The following is a 20,700-nucleotide window of genomic DNA, read 5'->3' as shown; positions in this document are numbered from 1 at the left end:
TAAAATAATATTGTAATTGCACTTTTAGTCAAATAGTGCCACAATTTTAAGAAAGATAAGTAAAGGAGAAGACAAAGATGACATTAGAACATATAAAAGCAATATTTTTAGATATGGATGGTACAATCTTGCATGAAGATAATAAAGCATCTAATAAAACTAAATCTGTCATTGATCAATTAAGAGAAAAAGGATATAAAGTATTTCTCGCTACAGGACGCTCATATTCTGAAATCCATAACTTAGTTCCTGAAAATTTCGAAGTTGATGGAATTATAAGTTCTAACGGTACAAGCGGAGAAATTAATGATAACAATCTATTTAAACATAGTTTAACTACAGAAAGTGTGAAGCGCATTGTATCTTTAGCTCAACAACAAGAAATTTATTATGAAGTATTCCCATTTGATAAAACTAGAATTTCACTAAAAGAAGACCACCCATGGATGGATAATATGATACAAGGAGCAACACCTCCGAATAATGTTAGTGAGAGTGAATGGAAATCACGTTTAGATGCTATGGCAGGGAAGATTGATTGGCGAGACGACATTCCTGAAGATGACTATGCTAAAATCTACTTATTTACTACTAATTTAGAGAAGATTACTAACTTTAGAGATGAACTAATTCAAAATCAAGTGTTATTAAATATTAGTGTATCAAACTCGTCACGATTCAATGCTGAAACAATGGCGTATAACACTGATAAGGGCACAGGTATTAAAGAAATGATTGATCACTTTGGAATTAAACAAGAGGAGACACTTGTCATTGGCGATAGTGACAATGATAGAGCAATGTTTGCCTTTGGTGGTTATAGTGTAGCAATGAGTAATGCTAGACCGGAAATTAAAGCTATTACAGATGAAGCCACACAGTTTACTAATGAAGAAGACGGGGCAGCATTGTATTTAGAAGATAAATTTTTGAAATAACTAGTCCGAACTAATTGTACCTAAAAGCAAATTAAAAATATCCCTCAAATGATCTTTTAAGTTATCATTTGAGGGATATTCGTTTAAGCTAATCTTTTATATTCTATTTATCTTTATTCATATGATTATCAACTTGATTTTTAACATCATCAGAATAATGTTTTGCTTTATCAGTTGCATCACTTGCTTTAGTGTGAACATCATCTTTAACGCTAGATGACGTTTTAGTAGTACGATTGTTTGCTTCGTTATTAGTTAGTGTATCTTTATTTTCTTCTACATCGTGTTTAGCTTTTTTGCCTTTTTTCTTAGTTTTAGAAGTTGGATTTAACTTTTCACCACGTTTTACGAAGTAATAAACGATACCCATTATAATAATATAGTATAGAATGAAGCGTAAAATAACGATAACAATTTGAGCGACATATAAGATGACTTGCGCAACTTTTTGAGACATATTACCAGTTGCCACTGAAATTAATGTACCAAGTGGTTGAGTAATAAGGATAATGATTAAATTAAGCAAGATTACTGCAATAAAGAATTTTAACCACGTTTTATGTCCATTTTTGATACCTTTGAAACCATCTTTGAAATGATCTAACGCTTTTGAATGGCCATCTTGAGCTAATGATACTGTATAATTAATCATTAATATAAAGAAGAACCAAGATACTAATGATGTGATTAAGCCCATAATAACTACCAGAATAATTTGCACTGTTAATAAGATAGCGATAGCATTATCTGATGAACTTACTGCTGATTGAACAGAAGTAAATAATGGCGTAAGTGCAAGGTTAAATAAGTAGTTTAAAGCCATAATAAGCAAGTACATAATTACAAAGATTACTATTGAAATAAGCGCTAAAATAATGCTTTTGCCATATTTACCTTTTTTAAAGGCGAAAAATAAATCAGTAAATTGAACTTTTTCTTTTTTAACAGCTTTAGCGATAACGTTAATTGCGCCAGCAAGTAATTGGTAACCTGCAAATATGAAGAATAATAACCCTATGAGTAGAGCTAATATCATTATAAATAAGTATGAACCTGGTGACTGTTGTAATTGCGCTGCTAGTTGCATTTGCATAAAGTACTGCATAAAGATTGTTCTAGCAACAACAAAAACCGCAAATACGACTATAAAGCTTACTATACTAAAAAGAATAGTCTTTAAAATTTGCGGCATAGCATTTTTTAATGCCGAACTATGATATTTGAACAAAGATAAGCACTCCTTTTCTGTAATATAAATACAATATCAAAATTTATGATTTTTTTAAAACAATATCTAACATATTGGTGAATTAAGTGTTAAAATATGCTAATGATTAAAATTTGAAAGGAGGCATCATCATGAAATTTGCGATTATAACAGATGTACATGGTAATTTTGATGCGTTACAAACCGTTTTAGACGATATTGATAATAGAGAAGATATCGATAAGATTTATAACTTAGGGGACAATATTGGAATCGGTCATGAAACAAACAAAGTATTAGATTTAATTTTTGATCGTGATGATATGGAAATTATTGCTGGAAATCATGATGAAGCGGTCATGTCACTCGTAAGTGACACTCCTTATCCTGAAGATTTAAAAGATAAGTTCTATGAGCATCACCAATGGATTGAAAGTCATATGGACGAAGACTATTATGATCAAATTAATCTTCTTCCTAGATATATTGAAAAAACAATCTGCGGTAAAAAAATATTATTTATCCATTATGAAATTGAAAATAATAAATTAGATAGTGGAATTGAAGATCAACCGTTCAGTCCAATTGCTAGCAATAGTAAAGAAGAGATAATTGACTTATTTAAAGACAAAGAAGCGGATTTAATTGCTTTCGGACATAACCATCAACTCCATTTATACGATGACAATGAAACAATTTATTTTAATCCAGGAGCTGTAGGGCTTAATAACGGGGCTAATGCAGTGTATGGCATAGTCACTATCACTGAAAATGGTTGCTCAGTAGAAAGAGTTAAACTTCCGTATGACAATGAAGAATATCTTCAAGGGTTTGAAGAAAAGCAAGTACCAGCAAAACAATTTATTTTTGATAATTTCTTATAATATAGGTAAAGCCGATTGGAGCATACTTAACTCCAATCGGCTTTTAATATTAATGATGGTGATGGTCGACATGATGATGGTGAACGCCTGAACATAAAATGGATTCATCATGATTATGCTTAGGTGTTTCAAGTTGGATTGTCATATGTTGAATATTTAAATGTAGCAGATCATGTTCAATAGATTCTAAAACTTGTTCGCATTTATCAACAGTGAGTGATGGGCTAACGACCGCATGACAACTTAGTGCATTCATGTCATTAGAAATAGTCCAAACATGATAATCATGCACATTTTGAATTTCTTTATGATTCATAATCGCATTTATAATTTTGTCCAAATCGATGTCTGCCGGTGTACCTTCCATTAAAATATTTAAAGATGACATGGTGATACCATAAGCACTTTTCAAAATTAATAAAGAGACTAGTATGCTAGCAATTGGATCGGCTATAGTGAAATTGAATCCCCAAATTAACAATGCAGCAATAATAGCGCCCACAGAACCTAATAAATCGCCGAGGACATGGATAAAAGCACCACGCATATTTAAATTATGAGAGGTATCTCCGCCTCTAAACATTATTAAAGCAACGATAATATTAACTACTAATCCGATAACGCTAATAATAAACATTTCAGTAGATTGTACTTCAGACGGAACAAAGAATCGTTTAATGGCTTCAATAATAATAATGATGCTAATAACAAATAATGTGACCCCGTTGAAGAGGGCTGCTAGCACTTCAAAGCGTTTATAACCAAATGTTTTAGTAGTCGTCGCATTTCTTTCAGCATACACGAAAGCAATTAACGCGACGCCAAGTGAAACGGTATCGCTAAACATGTGAAGACCGTCAGATAATAGGGCTAAGCTATTAGCAATAAAGCCTCCAATAATTTCGACAATCATAAATAAACCGATAATCGCAAAAGAAATGACTAATGTTTCTTTATTATTCGTATGCACATGATGATGTGCGTGTGAATGTGAATGATTAGTCATATTAATGTTCACCTCTTAGATGTGTAGCATGTGAAATAGCTTGTTTAAATAGATTAGAAATGTGAGTGTCATCAATGGAATAAATCATAGATTGACCTTGTCTTGAAGCCTTAACAATTTGTGCTTGTTTTAATATCTTAAGCTGATGAGAGACATTTGACTGAGTTAAATTTAGAGAATACGTAATGTGACCCACACTTGCGTCGCCATCTTGTAACAATTCCACAATTCTTAATCTATTATAATCACTTAATGCTTTAAAAATTTCAGTTACATGTATTAATGTTTGATCTTCTATTTCTTCGGAAAAATGACTTTTCATAATAATTCCCTCTCATTAATATATGAATATATTTTCATATATTAATATATAGTAACTTTTAAGGTATGTCAAAGAGATAGCTAAGTTTAAGGGAATTTAAATGTGGTATGTAACCTTTAGGATAAAAATGAGGAGGTCGTTAATTTATGAGTATTTTAGTAATAGGCGCTAATGGTGGCGTAGGTTCTAAATTAGTTCAACAATTAAAAGCAGATAACGTCGATTTTACTGCAGGCGTACGCAAGGAAGAACAAGTAGAACAGTTAAAAGGTCAAGATGTTAAAGCAACTTTAATCGATGTTGAAACTGATGGAATTGAAGACTTAACTAAAAAATTTAAAGGCTTCGATAAAGTTATCTTTTCAGTAGGTTCTGGCGGTAGTACTGGTGCTGATAAAACAATTATCGTTGATTTAGATGGCGCGGTAAAAGCAATTGAAGCAAGTAAAAAAGCCAATGTAAATCACTTTGTTATGGTATCAACTTACGATTCAAGACGTGAAGCGTTTGATCCAAGTGGTGATTTAAAACCTTATACTATCGCAAAACATTATGCCGATAATCATTTAAGAGAATCAAATCTAACATATACAATTGTACACCCAGGCATGTTACAAGATGAAGAAGGCACAGGAAAAATTGAAGCGGATCTTTATTTCGAAGGTAGAGGATCTATTCCAAGAGAAGATGTTGCTAGTGTCTTAAAACAAGTTGTAACTACTAAAGATAAATATCACAATCAAGAATTCCAAGTTGTAGCGGGTGAATATACGGTTCAAGACGCACTATCACGTTTTGAATAAATTAATAAATTCTATGGCATATGCCAAGGCGGAACAATGAAATCTACGAACTCATATTAGATTTCTGTTCCGCTTTCTTGTTATTATAGTAATAGTTTCTATTAATGAGATATAAAAATTGATATAATAATGTTATAAGAAATTTTATTAATGAATAAATCTTATATTTTTTTAGAGCTAAAAGACGACTTATCAGTATTCAAAGGACAAGTCAGAAAGTAACGTTATTTAATATACATACTTAAGTTGAAAATTTAAATAAACTTTAAAAATAAAGAATAAAGCTATAACCGGTTTCAGGGGGTGCAACTATGCCGTTATTTTTAAAGCCTATTTTTCATGAAAAAATTTGGGGCGGTAACAAATTAACTCGATTTAATTATGATATACCAAGCCAACATACTGGAGAATGTTGGGGGATATCAGCGCACCCTAATGGAAGAAATGTCATTACAAATGGGACATATGCCGGCCAAACACTCGACCAAGTGTGGCAAGATCATAGAGAATTGTTTGGCGATTTTCCGAGCAAAGATTTTCCTTTGTTATGCAAAATAGTAGATGCAAATGAACCATTATCCATTCATGTTCATCCAGATGATTCTTATGCATATGAATATGAAAGTGGCCAATATGGTAAGTCAGAATGTTGGTATATTACCGATGCACAAGAAGATGCTGAAATTATTATGGGAACGTCTATCGATAGTAGAGAAGACTTGCAACAACAACTAGACCAAGATCATTTATTGCAATCAGTAAGAACGATTAAAGTGAAACCAGGTGAATTTTATTTTGTTCCAGCAGGGACGGTTCATTCAATTGGTGCTGGTGTAATGGTGTATGAAACGATGCAGTCCTCAGATATATCCTATAGATTATATGATTACGACCGTCAACGTCGTGATAACCCTGCGCTTGATATTGATAAGGCACTAGATGTAATTCAGTTTACAGCGGACATACCTAATATAAGTCCTGAAAATGAAATTATTGAAAATCATAAATGTAGCCATATCGTATCAAATGACTTTTTTACTATGGTTAAGTGGGAAATAGATGGAACGTTAAATTACATGAAACCTAGAGAGTTTTGCTTGGTCTCCGTTTTAGAAGGGGAAGGTCATATTATTACTGATGGCGAAATTTTCGAAATTGAAAAAGGATCGAATTTTATTTTAACATCTGAAGATTTAAATAGTGTGTTCGAAGGAAATTTTACCTTAATTATTAGTTACATCTAAGAGAAAGTAATAAAAATAGAAGTTTAGTAACAAGATAGTTTAGGAGTGTCACAAATGAAGCAATTTCTATATATTTCTTTAGTTTGTGGTGTGATTGCTGGGGCGGGCATTTTCTTCAATATGCCTCAATACCCCACGCCATTTATCCCGCGATTGGTTTCAATTATTGGTATGATAAGTGCCATTATTACTTTTAAAGACAAAGAGATAAGTGGGCTACTTAAACTTGGAGGAATTATGATTAATTTAATGCCTTTGTTAGGAAGTTTATTAGTCTCTCATCAATAATATTTAGAACAAGTGTTCATAATTAGCTTAGAACTAAAGTGAATTATAAAGACTTGTTCTATTTTTTTATGAAAACTGAAACGACGAAATTATTAAAATTTATGAATAAAAGTATCTTAAAAATATGATAGAATAAATAGAAAAATAAAAGCTAATCTAGCATTGATATGTTAACATTTAAAGCATAACTTATTAAATTTCAGGTGGACTAAGTAGATAACGTTTTAAGATATTTACCTACATTGAGAAAACTATGAGAGTAAATATGGTCTTCACTCGCTTTGCTCAAATCTAAATCTGTTAGTCTAACCTCATTATACATACACGAATTAGTCTTTAATTAAGAAATTAAAAGGAGATTTACTATGGTAGAAGAAGTGAATTACTTTTGGCTCAACTGTGGTTATACAAGATGGAACCACAACGAACCTTTAGTAGGACAAACTACATTATTTGAATCAGGAGCCCAGTTTAATCCTACTCAAGGCTTTCGCGCTTTTAAAAAAGCTAAAACCGGCGATCAAGTTATATTTTATCAAGTCCAAACAGATACCGGATTATTAGGTATTGGGGAAATTACGAGTGTGCAAACTGGTGCACAAAATAAAATTAGAGTTGAATTTAAATTTAATGAACTATTAAAACCATTAACAACTGATTACCTAAAGAGAAGTGAAGTATTAGATTTTCGTATGAATAATATGCGTGAAACGCTAATCAATCAACTTACTCATGAAGAATTCGAACTTATCGTCGCTTTAGGTAAAGGCGAGAAAAAACTTCCACGTTACTTCTTCTTATCTGAAAGTGAGGATTTTGAGCCTAAGGAATATTACACTATTTACACACATACTTATAATGGTATTAAACGTAATGGCTACCATTTCTATAATCAATTAGAAGTGGGCGATAATCTTATTTTCTATAATAAAAATAATGAGCAATCAGTTGTAGGTATTGGAGAAGTCTCACGTCATATACATGAAAAACCACCAGTTGCTGGACGTACAAATAGTACTGCAATTGAAATTTACTACGATAAAGACATTACTCCTGTCACATTAGGGGCATTAAATAAACATCCTAAACTGAAAAATTTATATTTTTTACAAGAAAATGCTAAGCAAGCCATTGCTAGTTTGAGTCAAACTCAATATGATGCAATTCTTGATATGAGTGAAAATGATGGCGTTAAATCTCCATTTGAAACAATTAATAAATCCGAACTTGCTTCACAAGACAATGATGAAACCATTAAGCCTTTTATTTTATTAGTAGTGGATAAGCGAGAAGAAGGATTAAAAGCAGCAAGTAATTTATTACAAAAAACTAATGCTAATCCTGTCATTACTACAGGTCATCCTGATTTTTCAGAAGATATGTTATATGGTAAATACTTACCAAATGAGACTGGTGCGCTATACTACCGTGAGGGGTTCATTACACAATTAATGCCTAAAAATGATAAAAGTTATTTAGTGATCGACAACTTCAATAGAATTGATCCAGATATTTTCCAAACTTATATTAACGTTTTAGAAGGATATGAAGTTACATTGCCAAGATATAATAAGGAAGACAATATGGTTAAATGGTCACGCGAAAAAGATTCTTATTATCATTTTAATCCTAACTGGCATATCATAGGCGTAACATATGATAGTCTTGAAGAGCTTAAAGTTAAATATTCAGAGCAATTCTTAAAATATACACGTATTGTAAAAGTAAATCATGATTAATGAATGTATCAAGCACTATCAAAAGTCATAGTATTGTGACTTTTGATAGTGCTTTTGTGTTTAGAAGAATAGGTTAAAAGGAATATAACGTATATACAAGAAATATATAGGAAGGTGACATTGAATGCCAATTATCTATTATGACGGAAATTGTGTGTATTGTTATAACTGTTGTATTTGGTTGATTCAACATGGATTACCAAAAAGTTATGAAATTGCGACGTTGAAAGGACAAACTGCGCAAAACTTCTTCAAACAGTATCCAGAAGCCAAAAATAAAAATAGCGTCATCTTACAAAAAGGGAACAATTTAGAATATAAATCAACGGCAATAGCTACATTGATTAATACGCTACCAAATTATAAATGGTTAGGCATGTTAATTAAAATTGTGCCACGTCCAATTAGAGACTTCTTTTACAATTTATTTGCTGACAATCGTAATAGAATGTGGAAAACGCATTGGCACCAGCCTAATGAATACGAAAAATCATTCTTTATTGATGATGAGCGACGATAATTGATAAAATCATTCGGTAGTTGATAACTTAAACGTTATTAATTGATAATAAAAAAGACTTTATTGAAAACAATTTCTAATTATCTACGTTGTAAAGACTGTTTTTTTAACGTTAATCTCTAATAATTAGATTATAATAATTATAAATAAAAAAGTGGTTTTTCTGTTTACAGTTTATAATAATTATAAAATAATGAATAATATAGATAAGAGAAATAAATCATTTTAAAGGAGCGAATCATATGACTCAACAAGATGTAGTAAAAGAATTAAACCAACAAGTTGCAAACTGGACAGTAGCATTTACAAAATTACACAATTTCCATTGGTACGTTAAAGGCCCTAATTTCTTCTCATTACACGAAAAATTTGAAGAATTATACAATGAAGCTAGCCAATATATTGATGATTTAGCTGAACGTATTTTAGCAATTGGTGGTAACCCAGTGGGTACTTTAAAAGAAAGTTTAGATATTTCTATCGTGGAAGAAGCAGGTAAAAATTATACTGCTGAACAAATGGTTGAAGAATTTTCAAAAGATCTAACAAATATTTCTAAACAATTAGAAACTGCTATTGAAGTAGCTGGTGACGCTAAAGATGATGTATCTGAAGATATGTTCATCGGTATGCAAACATCAGTAGATAAACATAACTGGATGCTTAAATCATATTTAGTATAATAACAGCTAGCTATATAGAAAGAGATTGGGACATAAACCCCAATCTCTTTTTTATCAATACTTCGTATTGTTTGGCTCACATTTTCTAGGGGGAGCGGGATAGAAATCTAATGCAATTTCTAAGGTTTCGTAGTCCTGCCCCGGCAAGGTTGACTAGAAATGAAGAAAGTGAGAATCGAACGCATCTTCATTTCAGACAACTATTGCCAAGTCGAGCCACGGTCTCGACGCTCATCCTATTCCCTCAGGAGTCTCGCCAACAATACGACGTTATATACATGTACTTTTACATTAAAATACTTTTGGAAATAAGACATTTTAGTATAATTTAATAAACATCATTAAATTAAACTAATAAGATGGTCGGACAAAATTTTGTCCGACCTTTTTTAATATCTCTTTTATTTAACGATGACTTTAATCAGCAATTTCTAAAGCAATTTCCATCATTTGAGTGAAAGAAGTTTGACGTTCTTCGGCAGATGTTGCTTCATCTCTTAAAATGTGATCACTTACTGTAAATACGCCTAGTGCTTTTTTGCCTGCATTAAGCGCATTTAGATATAAACCAGCTGATTCCATTTCAATACCTAAGATACCCATTTTATGCCAACTATCATTAAATGTTGCATCAGCATTATAGAAAGTATCTGAAGATAACACATTACCCACGTGACTGACTGCACCAATTTCATCTGCTACTTTTTTAGCTTTAGTAATTAACTCAAAATCAGCGATAGGTGCAAAATGACCTGGAATATTAAATTGATCCACATAATTTGAGTTAGTTGAAGCGGCTTGAGCAATAATTACATCATATAAATTAACATCTTCTTGTAATGCGCCACATGAACCTACACGGATAATTGTGTCCACATCAAAGAAATTATATAGTTCATATGAATAGATTCCAATACTTGGAATACCCATACCTGAACCCATTACTGAAATTTCTTTACCTTTATATGTCCCAGTGTAACCAAACATATTTCGAACTTCATTAAACTGTTCAACATTTTCTAAAAAGTTTTCGGCAATATACTTAGCACGTAATGGATCTCCAGGCATTAGAACTGTTTTTGCAATTTTTGTCCCATTAGGTTGAATATGAGGTGTGCCATTTGTCATAAAAATCTTCTCCTTAACATTCATATTTAAAATTAAGATAACATTTGTTTAACTTTTTTGCGAATTTTTGTACTATATAAGTGAACGGGCTATATTAAAATTAAATATAAAATAGTTTAAAGTTGAATATTATTTCATTTAAACAACACATTGGAGGACACTATAATGAATTACGCAAAATTTATTGATCACACATTATTAAAGCCTGAGTCTACACGCGAACAAATTACTAAAATTGTTGATGAGGCTAAGGAATACGGTTTTAAATCGGTTTGTGTTAATCCGACGCATGTAAATTATGCTGCCAAAGAATTAAAAGATTCAGATGTATTAGTATGTACTGTTATTGGATTTCCATTAGGGGCAACAACTACTGAAGTTAAAATGTTTGAAACTGAAGACGCTATTAAGAATGGTGCTTCTGAAATAGACATGGTAATCAATGTAGGTGCGCTTAAGGATGGAAGATACGAAGACGTACAAAAAGATATCGAAGGTGTAGTAGGCGCTGCTAACGGTAAAACTGTAAAAGTAATTATCGAAACAGTCTTACTTACTGACGAAGAAAAAGTAAAAGCTTGTGAACTTGCAAAAGAAACAGGAGCTGACTTCGTGAAGACATCTACTGGATTTGCTGGTGGGGGAGCTACGCCAGAAGATGTGAAATTAATGAAAGATACAGTGGGGAATGATCTAGAAGTTAAAGCATCTGGAGGAGTCCGTAATCTTGAAGATTTTAATAAAATGATTGAAGCGGGTGCCACACGTATCGGTGCTAGCGCTGGCGTACAAATTATTCAAGGTTTAGAATCTAACTCCGATTATTAACCTTACCACACAGCAGTTGAAATAACTTTTAAATCGAAAGGGGTTCAGAGTTATGAGAATGGTAGATATTATTGAAAAGAAACGCGACGGTAAAGCACTCACACAAGAAGAAATTGAATTTTTCATTAATGGTTATACCAAGGGAGACATTCCAGATTATCAAGCATCTAGTCTAGCAATGGCGATATATTTCCAAGATATGAATGATGAAGAACGTGCTAATTTGACAATGGCTATGGTAAATTCAGGCGACGTTATTGATTTATCACTTATTAATGGGATTAAAGTAGATAAACATTCAACTGGTGGTGTAGGCGATACGACGACACTTGTATTAGCACCATTAGTTGCAGCGGTTGGCGTGCCAGTTGCGAAAATGAGTGGTCGAGGTTTAGGCCATACAGGTGGTACGATTGATAAACTTGAATCTATTAAAGGTTTTCATGTCGAAATTTCTGAAGATGAATTTGTTAAACTAGTTAATGAAAATCAAGTAGCTGTAATAGGACAATCTGGAAATTTAACGCCAGCGGATAAAAAGCTATATGCCTTAAGAGATGTTACTGGCACAGTAAATTCAATTCCACTAATTGCTTCATCTATTATGAGTAAAAAAATCGCTGCTGGTGCAGACGCAATCGTTTTAGATGTTAAAACAGGTAATGGCGCCTTCATGAAAACATTAGAAGATGCTGAAAATCTAGCGCACGCTATGGTGAGTATTGGTAATAATGTTGGTAGAAATACAATGGCGATTATTTCAGATATGAGCCAACCACTTGGTCGCGCTATAGGCAATGCTTTAGAATTAAAAGAGGCTATTGATACGCTTAAAGGTGAAGGTCCAGAAGATTTAAGTGAATTAGTCTTAACACTTGGTTCACAAATGGTAGTACTTGCTGAGCAAGCTAAAACATTAGATGAAGCACGCCAACTATTATTAAATGCCATAAATGATGGCGCGGCTTTAGCTAAGTTTAAAGTCTTTTTAGAGCAACAAGGTGGCGATGCAACAGTAGTAGACGACCCTGATAAATTACCAACTGCTCAATATAAAATTGAGTATAAAGCAAAATCAAACGGTGTCGTATCTGAATTAATTGCCAACGAAATCGGCGTTGCCTCTATGATGTTAGGCGCTGGACGCCAAACAAAAGAAGACGAAATTGATTTAAGCGTAGGTATAGTGTTGCATAAAAAAGTTGGTGATACGGTTCAAGTTGGAGAACCCTTACTAACAATTCATAGTAATCGTCAAAACGTGGATGATGTTATCGATAAACTTGACCAAAGCATTACTATACAAGAACATAGCGAAGCACCGACTTTAATTCATAAAATAATTACAGAGTAGGAGTGGGTAAATATGACTACACCATTTAAAAGAGTACATCTAATTGTCATGGACTCAGTAGGTATTGGTGAAGGCCCAGATGCAGCAGCTTTTAATGATGAAGGTTCACATACTTTAAAACACACATTAGAAGGATTTAAACAGGACTTACCTAATTTAGAACGTTTAGGATTAGGTAATATTGAGGACTTGCCAGTAGTTAAGAAAGTTGACCAACCTGGAGCTTTCTATACCAAATTAAGTGAAGCCTCAGTGGGTAAAGATACTATGACTGGACATTGGGAAATCATGGGCTTAAATATCATGCAACCATTTAAAGTTTATCCAAACGGTTTCCCAGATGAATTAATTCAAGAAATTGAAGAGATGACAGGCCGTAAAGTGGTTGCAAATAAACCAGCCTCAGGTACTGCAATTATCGATGAGCTAGGCGAACACCAAATGAAAACTGGAGATTTAATCGTCTACACTAGTGCTGACCCAGTTCTACAAATTGCGGCGCATGAAGATATCATCCCACTAGAAGAGCTTTACGATATTTGCGAAAAGGTCCGTGAATTAACGAAAGACCCTAAATATTTAATTGGACGTGTCATTGCTCGACCATATGTCGGTGAGCCTGGAAACTTCACACGTACATCTAATAGACATGACTATGCTTTAAAACCATTCGGTAAAACTGTTATGAACACGTTAAAAGAGAACGATTATGACGTTATTGCCATTGGTAAAATTAATGATATTTATGACGGTGAAGGTGTCACTGAAGCAATCCGTACTAAAAGTAATATGGATGGTATGGATCAACTTATTAACGTGGTTAAAAAAGACTTCAACGGCATTAGCTTCTTAAACTTAGTAGATTTCGATGCGCTATATGGTCATCGTCGTGACAAAGAAGGTTATGCTCAAGCTATTAAAGACTTCGACGAACGTTTACCAGAACTAATCGACAATCTTCAAGAAGATGATTTAGTCATCATTACGGCAGATCATGGTAACGATCCAATTGCAGATGGTACGGATCATACAAGAGAATACATTCCTGTCCTAATGTTTAGTCCGAAAGTTAAAAATTATCATGAGCTATCAGGAGATACTACATTTAGCTCAATTGGGACTACCATAGCTGATAATTTCAACGTAGAATTGCCAGAATTCGGTAAAAGTTACCTAAAAGAAATGGGAGTTGAGCATTAATGAAATTAATGAGATATTTACTTGGCTTAGGCTTTGGTACAGCCGGCGTACTTCATTTTACAAATGAACGCCAATTTAGAAATATTGTGCCAGATTACTTACCATTACAAAAAACAGCAGTCCTAGTTACAGGCGTTTTTGAAATATTCTTCGGAGCGATGTTACTCGTTAAACGTCCTGCTAGCTGGTTGAAAAAAGGAATGAATCTATTCCTACTTGCTGTGTTCCCAGCTAATATTTATATGGCTCGTAAAGAATTACCATTAGGTGATAAACAAGTTCCAAAATGGGCTTTATATTTAAGATTACCTATGCAATTCGTACTAATGGGTCTAATTAAAAAATTATAATCTCGTAGAGCTAAGATAGACTCAAACGAATCATATCAAACATAGAACGTAATAAAAAACTCGAAGATGATTTCATTGTTACAGTGTGAAATCGTCTTCGAGTTATTTTTATGGAATAGTTTCCACTTTATTTAAATAAAGTTACTTATCCAGTTAGAATTATTTATTTTCACCAAAGATATCATTCCATTGGTTACGTTTATTTAAGAATTCTTGGGCAATTTCTTTTGCACCTTCTAGAGAATGGCTAGCTGCCCATCCACATTGAACTTCATTACAAGCTGGTACTTCAGTAGCTTGTAGAACATCGTTTAATGTTTTTTCAATAATATCTAATACTTCATCATAGTTATCGTGATTAATAAATGAAACATAGAAACCTGTTTGGCAACCCATAGGACTTAAATCAACTACTTTGTCAGTATGATTTCTAATATTTTCAGCCATTAAATGCTCAAGTGAATGTAATCCTGGCATTTCCATATGTTCTTTGTTTGGTTGTTTAAAACGAATATCGTATTTTTTAATAACATCGCCATTTAAACCTTCCATTGTGCCGGCTAATCGTACAAATGGTGCCACTACTTTAGTATGATCTAAATTAAAACTTTCAACGTTCATTTTTGTCATAAGACATCCTCCTTAGATAGCTCTTAACTCTATGCTAAATCAATAAATTGATTGTAACAAGAGTTTTACTTATTTACAATTTTTCACAATTTAAAATATCGAATAAGAAGGTAAGTAACCGGGTAGTTAAATTATTGTTAGAAAATTTTGTAAATAAGACAAAATTTAATGACAACCTCTTTTAAATCCGATAAAATAGGTAATAATTAATTTTGAACAATTTAACGAATGACTAAGACAACCTAATTTTTGAAAAGTAAGGTTAATTATTGAGTATAAAAGGGAGTTATGATTTATGAGCAATACACAAGGGATTTTAGATTATATTGAAAATAAAAAGTATGATTATGTTGAAATTAGTCATCGCATACATGAACGTCCTGAGTTAGGGAACGAAGAAATTTTCGCATCAAGAACGTTAATAGATAAATTAAAAGAAAATGACTTTGATATTGAAAATGATATAGCTGGCCATGCGACAGGATTTATTGCAACGTATAGTTCGGAGAAAGAAGGGCCTACTATTGGCTATCTAGCTGAATACGATGCATTACCAGGCTTAGGACATGCCTGTGGTCATAATATTATTGGAACGGCGAGTGTGATGGCTGGCATCGCATTAAAGCAAGTGGTTGATAACGTTGGAGGCAAGGTTGTTGTGCTTGGATGCCCAGCCGAAGAAGGTGGGGAAAATGGGAGTGCGAAAGCCTCTTACGTTAAAGCAGGTGTCATTGATGACATAGATGTAGCCTTAATGATACACCCAGGTAACGAAACATATCCTACTATTAACACGTTGGCTGTAGATGTCTTAGATATTAAATTTTACGGTAAGAGCGCTCATGCTTCTGAAAATGCTGACGAGGCATTAAACGCTTTAGATGCTATGATTTCTTACTTCAATGGCGTAGCTCAACTCAGACAACATATTAAAAAAGACCAAAGAGTTCATGGGGTTATCTTAGATGGCGGTAAAGCAGCCAATATTATCCCCGACTTTACACATGCAAGATTTTATACGCGTGCCACGTCACGTAAAGAGTTAGATATTTTAACGGAAAAAGTGAACCAAATCGCTAGAGGTGCAGCAATTCAAACAGGCTGTGACTACGAATTTGGACCAATCCAAAATGGAGTTAATGAATTTATAAAAACGCCTAAGCTTGATGAACTTTTCGAGAAATATGCGAAAAGTGTCGGCGAAGAAGTGAGTCACGATGATTTTGGTTTTGGCTCTACAGATACGGGTAATGTCAGTCATATAGTACCTACCATCCACCCGCATGTGAAGATTGGTTCTAGAAATTTAGTTGGTCATACGCATCGTTTTAGAGAAGCAGCTGCTAGTGTACACGGTGACCAAGCATTAATTCGAGGTGCCAAAATCATTGCACTTATGGGATTGGAATTAATTGAAAATAAGGGATTGTTTGATGAGATCGTTCAACAACATTCTCATATAAAGGGGCAAACGAAATAATGACAGAAAACTCAAAAAACTCAACGCTAACCTTAAGCGATTTATATGATGAGACAATAGTATATAATTCTAGACCTTCATACGTGTCTAATCCTTGGTTAAAACCAGAAGAACATCAATCGAACTTTTTAACAGGTCGTGAAATGATTATCTCAAATAAAATGCCAATGATTGTTCATGAAGCGAGCGTTACTGATAGATTACAACAATTATTTGAGATTGTGGGAAGAGCAATTCCAAGCCATATTTATAAATTTCATAACCAAGAAACATATGAAGAAGTCTTTAATCAAATTGTTAATAAAGAGAAGAAAAAAATATATTTTCAATATATTCATAGTGAAGATGTAATAACTGATGATTGTTACGCTGTTGATAAAGAGGTATTTGTGGCTTTAAATAATAAAGCGCGCATACCTGAATGGACAAATCATAAATATTTACCTGAACGTGAAATTGTTTCAATTAATGATTTTAAGGCACGTATTAAAGATTGGTCATTTCCATTTGTCATTAAACCAGGAGATGACTTACCTACCGCTGGCGGCTATGGCGTGATGATTTGCTACAACGAAGAAGACTTAGAAAAGGTTACACAGCGAATATTTGAAGCTAGCGATGCAACGGATAACTTGATTATTGAACAAAAAATTGAAGCGGTTAAAAACTTTTGTGTGCAATATGCATATTCTGAAGAGCTTGGAATTCAATATTTAGGTACGGCTCACCAAATTACAAATGAATATGGATTTTACGCCGGAAATGAAAATGTTCATGATGTTCCTCAACAAGTGATAGATGCTGGCAGAGAAATTATGGAAAATGGGGTAAAATTGGGATTCTTCGGTGTCGCAGGTTTTGATTTACTTTTAGATGAACACGGAGACGTGTTTGCAATTGATTTAAACTTTAGACAAAATGGTTCAACTAGTATGTTGCTCCTACAAGATGAACTAAATCCAAATTATCAAAAGTTTTATAGCTACTTTTCAAAAGGAGATAATGAAAAGTTCTTTAATACCATTCTAAAATACGTAAAACAGGGAGTACTTTATCCACTTTCTTATTATGACGGTGATTGGTATGGTAAGAATGAAGTTAACTCTCGTTTCGGTTGTATCTGGCATGCTAATTCGAAAGAAGAGGTTGAACAGTTAGAACAAGCATTTATTTCCGAACTTGAAAAATAAGAGTGAGCCATTAATAAAAAAATGGTTTAGCCTATAGTTATGGCAGTAGTTGGCTGAAATGAAGATGCGTTCGAGCCTCACTTTCTTCATTCCTAGTCAACCTTGCCGGGGCGGGACTACGAAATCTTTGAAATTACATTAGATTTCTGCCCCGCTCCCTTAATATTTCGCTATCCTGTATAATTCATTTGACGATAAATAGTTATTAATTTAGTATTTTAAGTGATAAAAATACAGGAATAGAGGGTTGAACATGTCTTATAAAAATACTGACTACTTTAGAGATATATTAATCAATGAGGTCATTTATGTAGCGAGTAAGAATAAAAAGTTAGTACGTCTTCAAGTAGAGGATAATGAATATATCGCCGTTTGGACACAAAAAGAACAAGCAGAAAGCTATTTGAAGAATTCAGAGATTTCTTATGATCGAGTTATTGAAATCGACATAGACACTTTTGTAACCTATGAATTAGACGATATATTTGATGAAAATGATCAAGTGATTATTAATTCAACATCTGAAGAAAATGGAACGCTTGTCAACGTAGTGGATATGAGTAATCAATTGATGTCTGAACTTGATAAAATTCGTACTAAAGAATTTGTAAAAGATGTAGCTAAAGATGACCAAGTATTCGGTTTAACGCGTCAAGGAGAGAAACACTTCATTTTAATTAGTGACGATAAACATCAAAAACCTCATATCATGCCAGTTTGGAGCTTGAAAAGTCGTGCCCGTAAAGTACGCGATGAAGACTTCGAAGAATGTGATTTAATTGAAATTGAAGGTAGTGTATTTAGTGACTGGCTTGATAAATTGCGTGACAATGATCAAGCTGTAGCTATTGATTTAAAACCTGGAGTTGTAGGAACAGTGATTTCAGCTCAAAGACTTTCCGATGAACTTACTTTTTAAAAGCATATGATTAATAAAACCTGGAGCATTCACAATGAAATGCTCCAGGTTATTTTAGTTCGTAATAGATTATGAAATAGATGTTACTTAATCCTACTTAACTAGCTATTTATGCTAACGGTAGTTTGTAATTAACTTAAATAAATAGCACCTAATGCACCAGAAAATGCGCCATTTTCAATACAGAATGGTTTGAATCCTCTTAAAACGGTATAATCTTCAATTACTTCACGGAGTAACGGGTTATTGTTGAAAGATGAACCAATGTATACAACGTTCTCAGTGTGATTTTCGCGGGCTACTGTAATAGCCATAGTCGTAATAACTTCTCCGACTACGCCAACAACAGATGCTAATTTATTGGCAGGTGTAAAATCAACATCTAAATGATGAAGTACATTACCAAAGTTAGCTGCAGTTAGTTCGCCAGGAATAGGGGGTTCAGTATCTTTGTATATGTGTTTTACTTTTAAATCAATGGTATCTCTATCACCAGATTGCGCTAAGTTTGTTAAGTCTTCGTAGTTTGAAATTTGTGTGAGTAGGAAACCAAGTCCTTGAATCATGCCGCCACCAGTGCCAATCCCTCCGACACGACGTTGTTGCTCACCATCAAAGAAGTGTAAAGAAGTGCCTGTCCCTACATTTGCAAAGATATATTCAGTAATGTCATGTCCTTGCTCTTTAAGTAATATACTTAAACCTTTCGATGAAGCATCAAATTCAACAAATGTTTGAGTGGTTGTGTTAAGATTTTCAGCAATAACGCCTGCATTTCCTCCTGTTAAGCTGATAGATTCAAAAGAATCTTCATTCAACCATTGAATTACTTTATGTATATCAGTCGTTAATTCAGTATGGTACGTACGTTCATTTTTAGATTCTTGCACGATTTTGATTAAAGTGCCTCCCGCGTCAATACCGACTTTCATTCTTATTCACCTCTAGATTTTATATGTCATATTTATAGTAAAGGAAATTGATTGAATTACAATAGATTAATTTTAAAAAGCAGAAAATTTTTCACGCAAGATTAATTATGAGTGAATTATAATTTGATAAGTGTAAAAAAACAATTATAATATTAACTAAATAACTTTAAAAGTATAGGGGATAACTTTTATGACTGTAAAACAACAATATGATAATATTACTATTCAAGAATTTGAAGAACAATATAGACAAGATGTTTTAAATTTTCAATTAAGTGAGCGTCAACAAATCTATTCTTCATTACCTAAATCTGTTTTAGAGGAAGCACTTAATGATGAGGATAGAATTGCTAATATTGCAATTAATGAAGAGGGGGACGTAGTAGGGTTCTTTGTACTACATCAATATTATCAACATGAAGGCTATGATACACCTGAAAATGTCGTTTATGTAAGATCATTATCTATTAATGAGAAGTTTCAAGGGAATGGCTATGGCACTACGATGATGATGCATTTACCACAATATGTACAAGAAGTCTTTCCAACATTCAATCATCTATATTTAGTAGTAGATGCTGAAAATAAAGGTGCCTGGAATGTATATGAACGTGCAGGTTTTATGCATGCAGCTACAAAAGAAGAAGGACCGATAGGTAAAGAACGCTTATACTATTTAGATTTAGACTTAAAGCACGTATCTTCATTGCAATTAGTTGAGAATTCGCCTTCTAGTATTGCATCATACAATATTGTAGATTTGTTAAAAGACAATAACAAAGTAGGCTTTATAGCACTTGAACAACATAGCAATAAAGTTAATATAGCAGCAATTGAAGTTTATAAAGAACAACGAAAAGAAGGTATCGCTGAAAGTGCATTAAGACAATTAGCAACCTATGTACGTAAACATTTTAAACAAGTCAACACATTAAGAATTACGTTATTTGGTGAAAATAATGAACTTAAATCATTATGCATTAATAGTGGATTTGTAGAAATTGATCAATCAGATGATTTAATTATTTTCGAAAAATATCTAAATTACTAATGTA

The 20,700-nt window shown here is 33.1% G+C and carries 22 protein-coding genes; 16 read left to right on the top strand and 6 right to left on the bottom strand.

Annotation, left to right across the window (positions count from 1 at the left end; all coding sequences use genetic code 11):
- Window positions 1-77 precede the first annotated feature (77 nt).
- Window positions 78-938 carry an HAD family hydrolase gene (locus FH144_RS10685; RefSeq protein ID WP_242315766.1) on the top strand — a complete coding sequence of 287 codons (861 nt, stop codon included), beginning with the start codon at window positions 78-80 and terminating at the stop codon, window positions 936-938.
- A 103-nt stretch (window positions 939-1,041) separates the two neighbouring features.
- On the opposite strand, the gene FH144_RS10680 is transcribed toward FH144_RS10685, so the two are convergent.
- Entirely contained in the window at window positions 1,042-2,166 is a 1,125-nt protein-coding gene (locus FH144_RS10680; protein WP_242315765.1) for a DUF6681 family protein, read from the bottom strand.
- 131 nt (window positions 2,167-2,297) lie between these two features.
- On the opposite strand from FH144_RS10680, the gene FH144_RS10675 reads away from it, so the two are divergent.
- Entirely contained in the window at window positions 2,298-3,029 is a 732-nt protein-coding gene (locus FH144_RS10675) for a metallophosphoesterase family protein (protein WP_242315763.1), read from the top strand.
- A 49-nt stretch (window positions 3,030-3,078) separates the two neighbouring features.
- Here the strand turns inward: FH144_RS10675 and czrB are convergent, their stop codons facing one another.
- Both czrB and FH144_RS10665 read right to left on the bottom strand, forming a co-directional pair.
- Window positions 3,079-4,035 carry a CDF family zinc efflux transporter CzrB gene (gene czrB / locus FH144_RS10670; RefSeq protein WP_277953181.1) on the bottom strand — a complete coding sequence of 319 codons (957 nt, stop codon included), beginning with the start codon at window positions 4,033-4,035 and terminating at the stop codon, window positions 3,079-3,081.
- A gap of 1 nt (window position 4,036) precedes the next feature.
- Window positions 4,037-4,357: an ArsR/SmtB family transcription factor gene (locus tag FH144_RS10665; protein WP_242315761.1), complete on the bottom strand. Its 321-nt coding sequence runs from the start codon at window positions 4,355-4,357 to the stop codon at window positions 4,037-4,039.
- Window positions 4,358-4,503: 146 nt separating this feature from the next.
- On the opposite strand from FH144_RS10665, the gene FH144_RS10660 reads away from it, so the two are divergent.
- The 6 genes from FH144_RS10660 to FH144_RS10635 all read left to right on the top strand — a co-directional run bounded on the left by FH144_RS10660 (window position 4,504) and on the right by FH144_RS10635 (window position 9,634).
- A complete protein-coding gene (locus FH144_RS10660) occupies window positions 4,504-5,160 on the top strand; it encodes an SDR family oxidoreductase (RefSeq protein WP_242315759.1) in 657 nt (218 codons plus the stop codon).
- Between the two features lie 311 nt (window positions 5,161-5,471).
- Window positions 5,472-6,404 carry a type I phosphomannose isomerase catalytic subunit gene (locus FH144_RS10655; RefSeq protein ID WP_242315757.1) on the top strand — a complete coding sequence of 311 codons (933 nt, stop codon included), beginning with the start codon at window positions 5,472-5,474 and terminating at the stop codon, window positions 6,402-6,404.
- Between the two features lie 54 nt (window positions 6,405-6,458).
- Window positions 6,459-6,692, top strand: coding sequence for a hypothetical protein (locus tag FH144_RS10650; RefSeq protein ID WP_107508501.1), 234 nt, complete (start codon window positions 6,459-6,461; stop codon window positions 6,690-6,692).
- 365 nt (window positions 6,693-7,057) lie between these two features.
- Window positions 7,058-8,431, top strand: a complete 1,374-nt coding sequence (locus FH144_RS10645; protein WP_242315755.1) for an EVE domain-containing protein — start codon at window positions 7,058-7,060, stop codon at window positions 8,429-8,431.
- Between the two features lie 124 nt (window positions 8,432-8,555).
- Complete coding sequence (locus FH144_RS10640; protein WP_242315753.1) at window positions 8,556-8,951, top strand: thiol-disulfide oxidoreductase DCC family protein; 396 nt, start codon at window positions 8,556-8,558, stop codon at window positions 8,949-8,951.
- Between the two features lie 242 nt (window positions 8,952-9,193).
- Window positions 9,194-9,634 (top strand): Dps family protein, encoded by a 441-nt coding sequence (locus FH144_RS10635; protein ID WP_107508498.1) that lies wholly within the window; start codon window positions 9,194-9,196, stop codon window positions 9,632-9,634.
- A 417-nt stretch (window positions 9,635-10,051) separates the two neighbouring features.
- On the opposite strand, the gene deoD is transcribed toward FH144_RS10635, so the two are convergent.
- Entirely contained in the window at window positions 10,052-10,762 is a 711-nt protein-coding gene (gene deoD / locus FH144_RS10630; RefSeq protein ID WP_107508497.1) for a purine-nucleoside phosphorylase, read from the bottom strand.
- A gap of 165 nt (window positions 10,763-10,927) precedes the next feature.
- Between deoD and deoC the strand changes: the two genes are divergently transcribed.
- From deoC to FH144_RS10610, 4 genes are read left to right on the top strand one after another with little or no spacing between them, the layout of a single operon-like run.
- On the top strand, window positions 10,928-11,590 hold the full coding sequence (deoC, locus tag FH144_RS10625; RefSeq protein WP_242315751.1) for a deoxyribose-phosphate aldolase: 663 nt from the start codon (window positions 10,928-10,930) through the stop codon (window positions 11,588-11,590).
- 52 nt (window positions 11,591-11,642) lie between these two features.
- Window positions 11,643-12,944 (top strand): pyrimidine-nucleoside phosphorylase, encoded by a 1,302-nt coding sequence (locus FH144_RS10620; protein ID WP_242315749.1) that lies wholly within the window; start codon window positions 11,643-11,645, stop codon window positions 12,942-12,944.
- Window positions 12,945-12,956: 12 nt separating this feature from the next.
- On the top strand, window positions 12,957-14,144 hold the full coding sequence (deoB, locus tag FH144_RS10615) for a phosphopentomutase (RefSeq protein ID WP_242315747.1): 1,188 nt from the start codon (window positions 12,957-12,959) through the stop codon (window positions 14,142-14,144).
- Window positions 14,144-14,494, top strand: coding sequence for a DoxX family protein (locus tag FH144_RS10610; protein WP_107508493.1), 351 nt, complete (start codon window positions 14,144-14,146; stop codon window positions 14,492-14,494). The genes deoB and FH144_RS10610 overlap by 1 nt, the downstream gene beginning before the upstream one ends.
- 159 nt (window positions 14,495-14,653) lie before the next feature.
- Here FH144_RS10610 and FH144_RS10605 read toward each other — a convergent pair whose 3' ends face one another.
- Window positions 14,654-15,124, bottom strand: coding sequence for an S-ribosylhomocysteine lyase (locus FH144_RS10605; protein WP_107508492.1), 471 nt, complete (start codon window positions 15,122-15,124; stop codon window positions 14,654-14,656).
- A 295-nt stretch (window positions 15,125-15,419) separates the two neighbouring features.
- Between FH144_RS10605 and FH144_RS10600 the strand changes: the two genes are divergently transcribed.
- The 3 genes from FH144_RS10600 (at window position 15,420) to FH144_RS10590 (ending at window position 18,713) form a co-directional block, all read left to right on the top strand.
- Window positions 15,420-16,604, top strand: coding sequence for a M20 family metallopeptidase (locus tag FH144_RS10600; RefSeq protein ID WP_107508491.1), 1,185 nt, complete (start codon window positions 15,420-15,422; stop codon window positions 16,602-16,604).
- Window positions 16,604-17,794 (top strand): L-aspartate--L-methionine ligase LdmS, encoded by a 1,191-nt coding sequence (gene ldmS, locus FH144_RS10595; RefSeq protein WP_242315745.1) that lies wholly within the window; start codon window positions 16,604-16,606, stop codon window positions 17,792-17,794. Before FH144_RS10600 ends, ldmS begins: the two co-directional genes overlap by 1 nt.
- Window positions 17,795-18,047: 253 nt before the next feature.
- Window positions 18,048-18,713, top strand: a complete 666-nt coding sequence (locus FH144_RS10590; protein WP_107508489.1) for a DUF2750 domain-containing protein — start codon at window positions 18,048-18,050, stop codon at window positions 18,711-18,713.
- A gap of 131 nt (window positions 18,714-18,844) precedes the next feature.
- Here the strand turns inward: FH144_RS10590 and coaW are convergent, their stop codons facing one another.
- Window positions 18,845-19,645 carry a type II pantothenate kinase gene (gene coaW / locus FH144_RS10585; RefSeq protein WP_242315743.1) on the bottom strand — a complete coding sequence of 267 codons (801 nt, stop codon included), beginning with the start codon at window positions 19,643-19,645 and terminating at the stop codon, window positions 18,845-18,847.
- A gap of 190 nt (window positions 19,646-19,835) precedes the next feature.
- Between coaW and FH144_RS10580 the strand changes: the two genes are divergently transcribed.
- A complete protein-coding gene (locus FH144_RS10580; protein ID WP_198612438.1) occupies window positions 19,836-20,696 on the top strand; it encodes a GNAT family N-acetyltransferase in 861 nt (286 codons plus the stop codon).
- Window positions 20,697-20,700: the final 4 nt, after the last annotated feature.

It is taken from the genome of Staphylococcus sp. acrmy (assembly GCF_022690565.1).
Classification (GTDB): Bacteria; Bacillota; Bacilli; order Staphylococcales; family Staphylococcaceae; genus Staphylococcus; species Staphylococcus caledonicus.
The sequence above is the reverse complement of the archived record's forward strand: the minus strand, read 5'-3'. Positions and strand labels throughout refer to the sequence as shown.

Excerpts from the sequence above, each read along its gene's own strand:
- ldmS (WP_242315745.1), top strand. The coding sequence starts at position 16,604 with ATGACAGAAAACTCAAAAAACTCAACGCTAACCTTAAGCGATTTATAT.
- FH144_RS10660 (WP_242315759.1), top strand. The coding sequence starts at position 4,504 with ATGAGTATTTTAGTAATAGGCGCTAATGGTGGCGTAGGTTCTAAATTA.
- FH144_RS10620 (WP_242315749.1), top strand. The coding sequence starts at position 11,643 with ATGAGAATGGTAGATATTATTGAAAAGAAACGCGACGGTAAAGCACTC.
- deoC (WP_242315751.1), top strand. The coding sequence starts at position 10,928 with ATGAATTACGCAAAATTTATTGATCACACATTATTAAAGCCTGAGTCT.
- FH144_RS10580 (WP_198612438.1), top strand. The coding sequence starts at position 19,836 with ATGACTGTAAAACAACAATATGATAATATTACTATTCAAGAATTTGAA.
- FH144_RS10675 (WP_242315763.1), top strand. The coding sequence starts at position 2,298 with ATGAAATTTGCGATTATAACAGATGTACATGGTAATTTTGATGCGTTA.
- FH144_RS10635 (WP_107508498.1), top strand. The coding sequence starts at position 9,194 with ATGACTCAACAAGATGTAGTAAAAGAATTAAACCAACAAGTTGCAAAC.
- FH144_RS10645 (WP_242315755.1), top strand. The coding sequence starts at position 7,058 with ATGGTAGAAGAAGTGAATTACTTTTGGCTCAACTGTGGTTATACAAGA.
- FH144_RS10685 (WP_242315766.1), top strand. The coding sequence starts at position 78 with ATGACATTAGAACATATAAAAGCAATATTTTTAGATATGGATGGTACA.
- deoB (WP_242315747.1), top strand. The coding sequence starts at position 12,957 with ATGACTACACCATTTAAAAGAGTACATCTAATTGTCATGGACTCAGTA.
- deoD (WP_107508497.1), bottom strand. The coding sequence starts at position 10,762 with ATGACAAATGGCACACCTCATATTCAACCTAATGGGACAAAAATTGCA.
- FH144_RS10650 (WP_107508501.1), top strand. The coding sequence starts at position 6,459 with ATGAAGCAATTTCTATATATTTCTTTAGTTTGTGGTGTGATTGCTGGG.
- FH144_RS10665 (WP_242315761.1), bottom strand. The coding sequence starts at position 4,357 with ATGAAAAGTCATTTTTCCGAAGAAATAGAAGATCAAACATTAATACAT.
- FH144_RS10590 (WP_107508489.1), top strand. The coding sequence starts at position 18,048 with ATGTCTTATAAAAATACTGACTACTTTAGAGATATATTAATCAATGAG.
- coaW (WP_242315743.1), bottom strand. The coding sequence starts at position 19,645 with ATGAAAGTCGGTATTGACGCGGGAGGCACTTTAATCAAAATCGTGCAA.
- FH144_RS10640 (WP_242315753.1), top strand. The coding sequence starts at position 8,556 with ATGCCAATTATCTATTATGACGGAAATTGTGTGTATTGTTATAACTGT.
- FH144_RS10600 (WP_107508491.1), top strand. The coding sequence starts at position 15,420 with ATGAGCAATACACAAGGGATTTTAGATTATATTGAAAATAAAAAGTAT.
- czrB (WP_277953181.1), bottom strand. The coding sequence starts at position 4,035 with ATGACTAATCATTCACATTCACACGCACATCATCATGTGCATACGAAT.
- FH144_RS10610 (WP_107508493.1), top strand. The coding sequence starts at position 14,144 with ATGAAATTAATGAGATATTTACTTGGCTTAGGCTTTGGTACAGCCGGC.
- FH144_RS10655 (WP_242315757.1), top strand. The coding sequence starts at position 5,472 with ATGCCGTTATTTTTAAAGCCTATTTTTCATGAAAAAATTTGGGGCGGT.
- FH144_RS10605 (WP_107508492.1), bottom strand. The coding sequence starts at position 15,124 with ATGACAAAAATGAACGTTGAAAGTTTTAATTTAGATCATACTAAAGTA.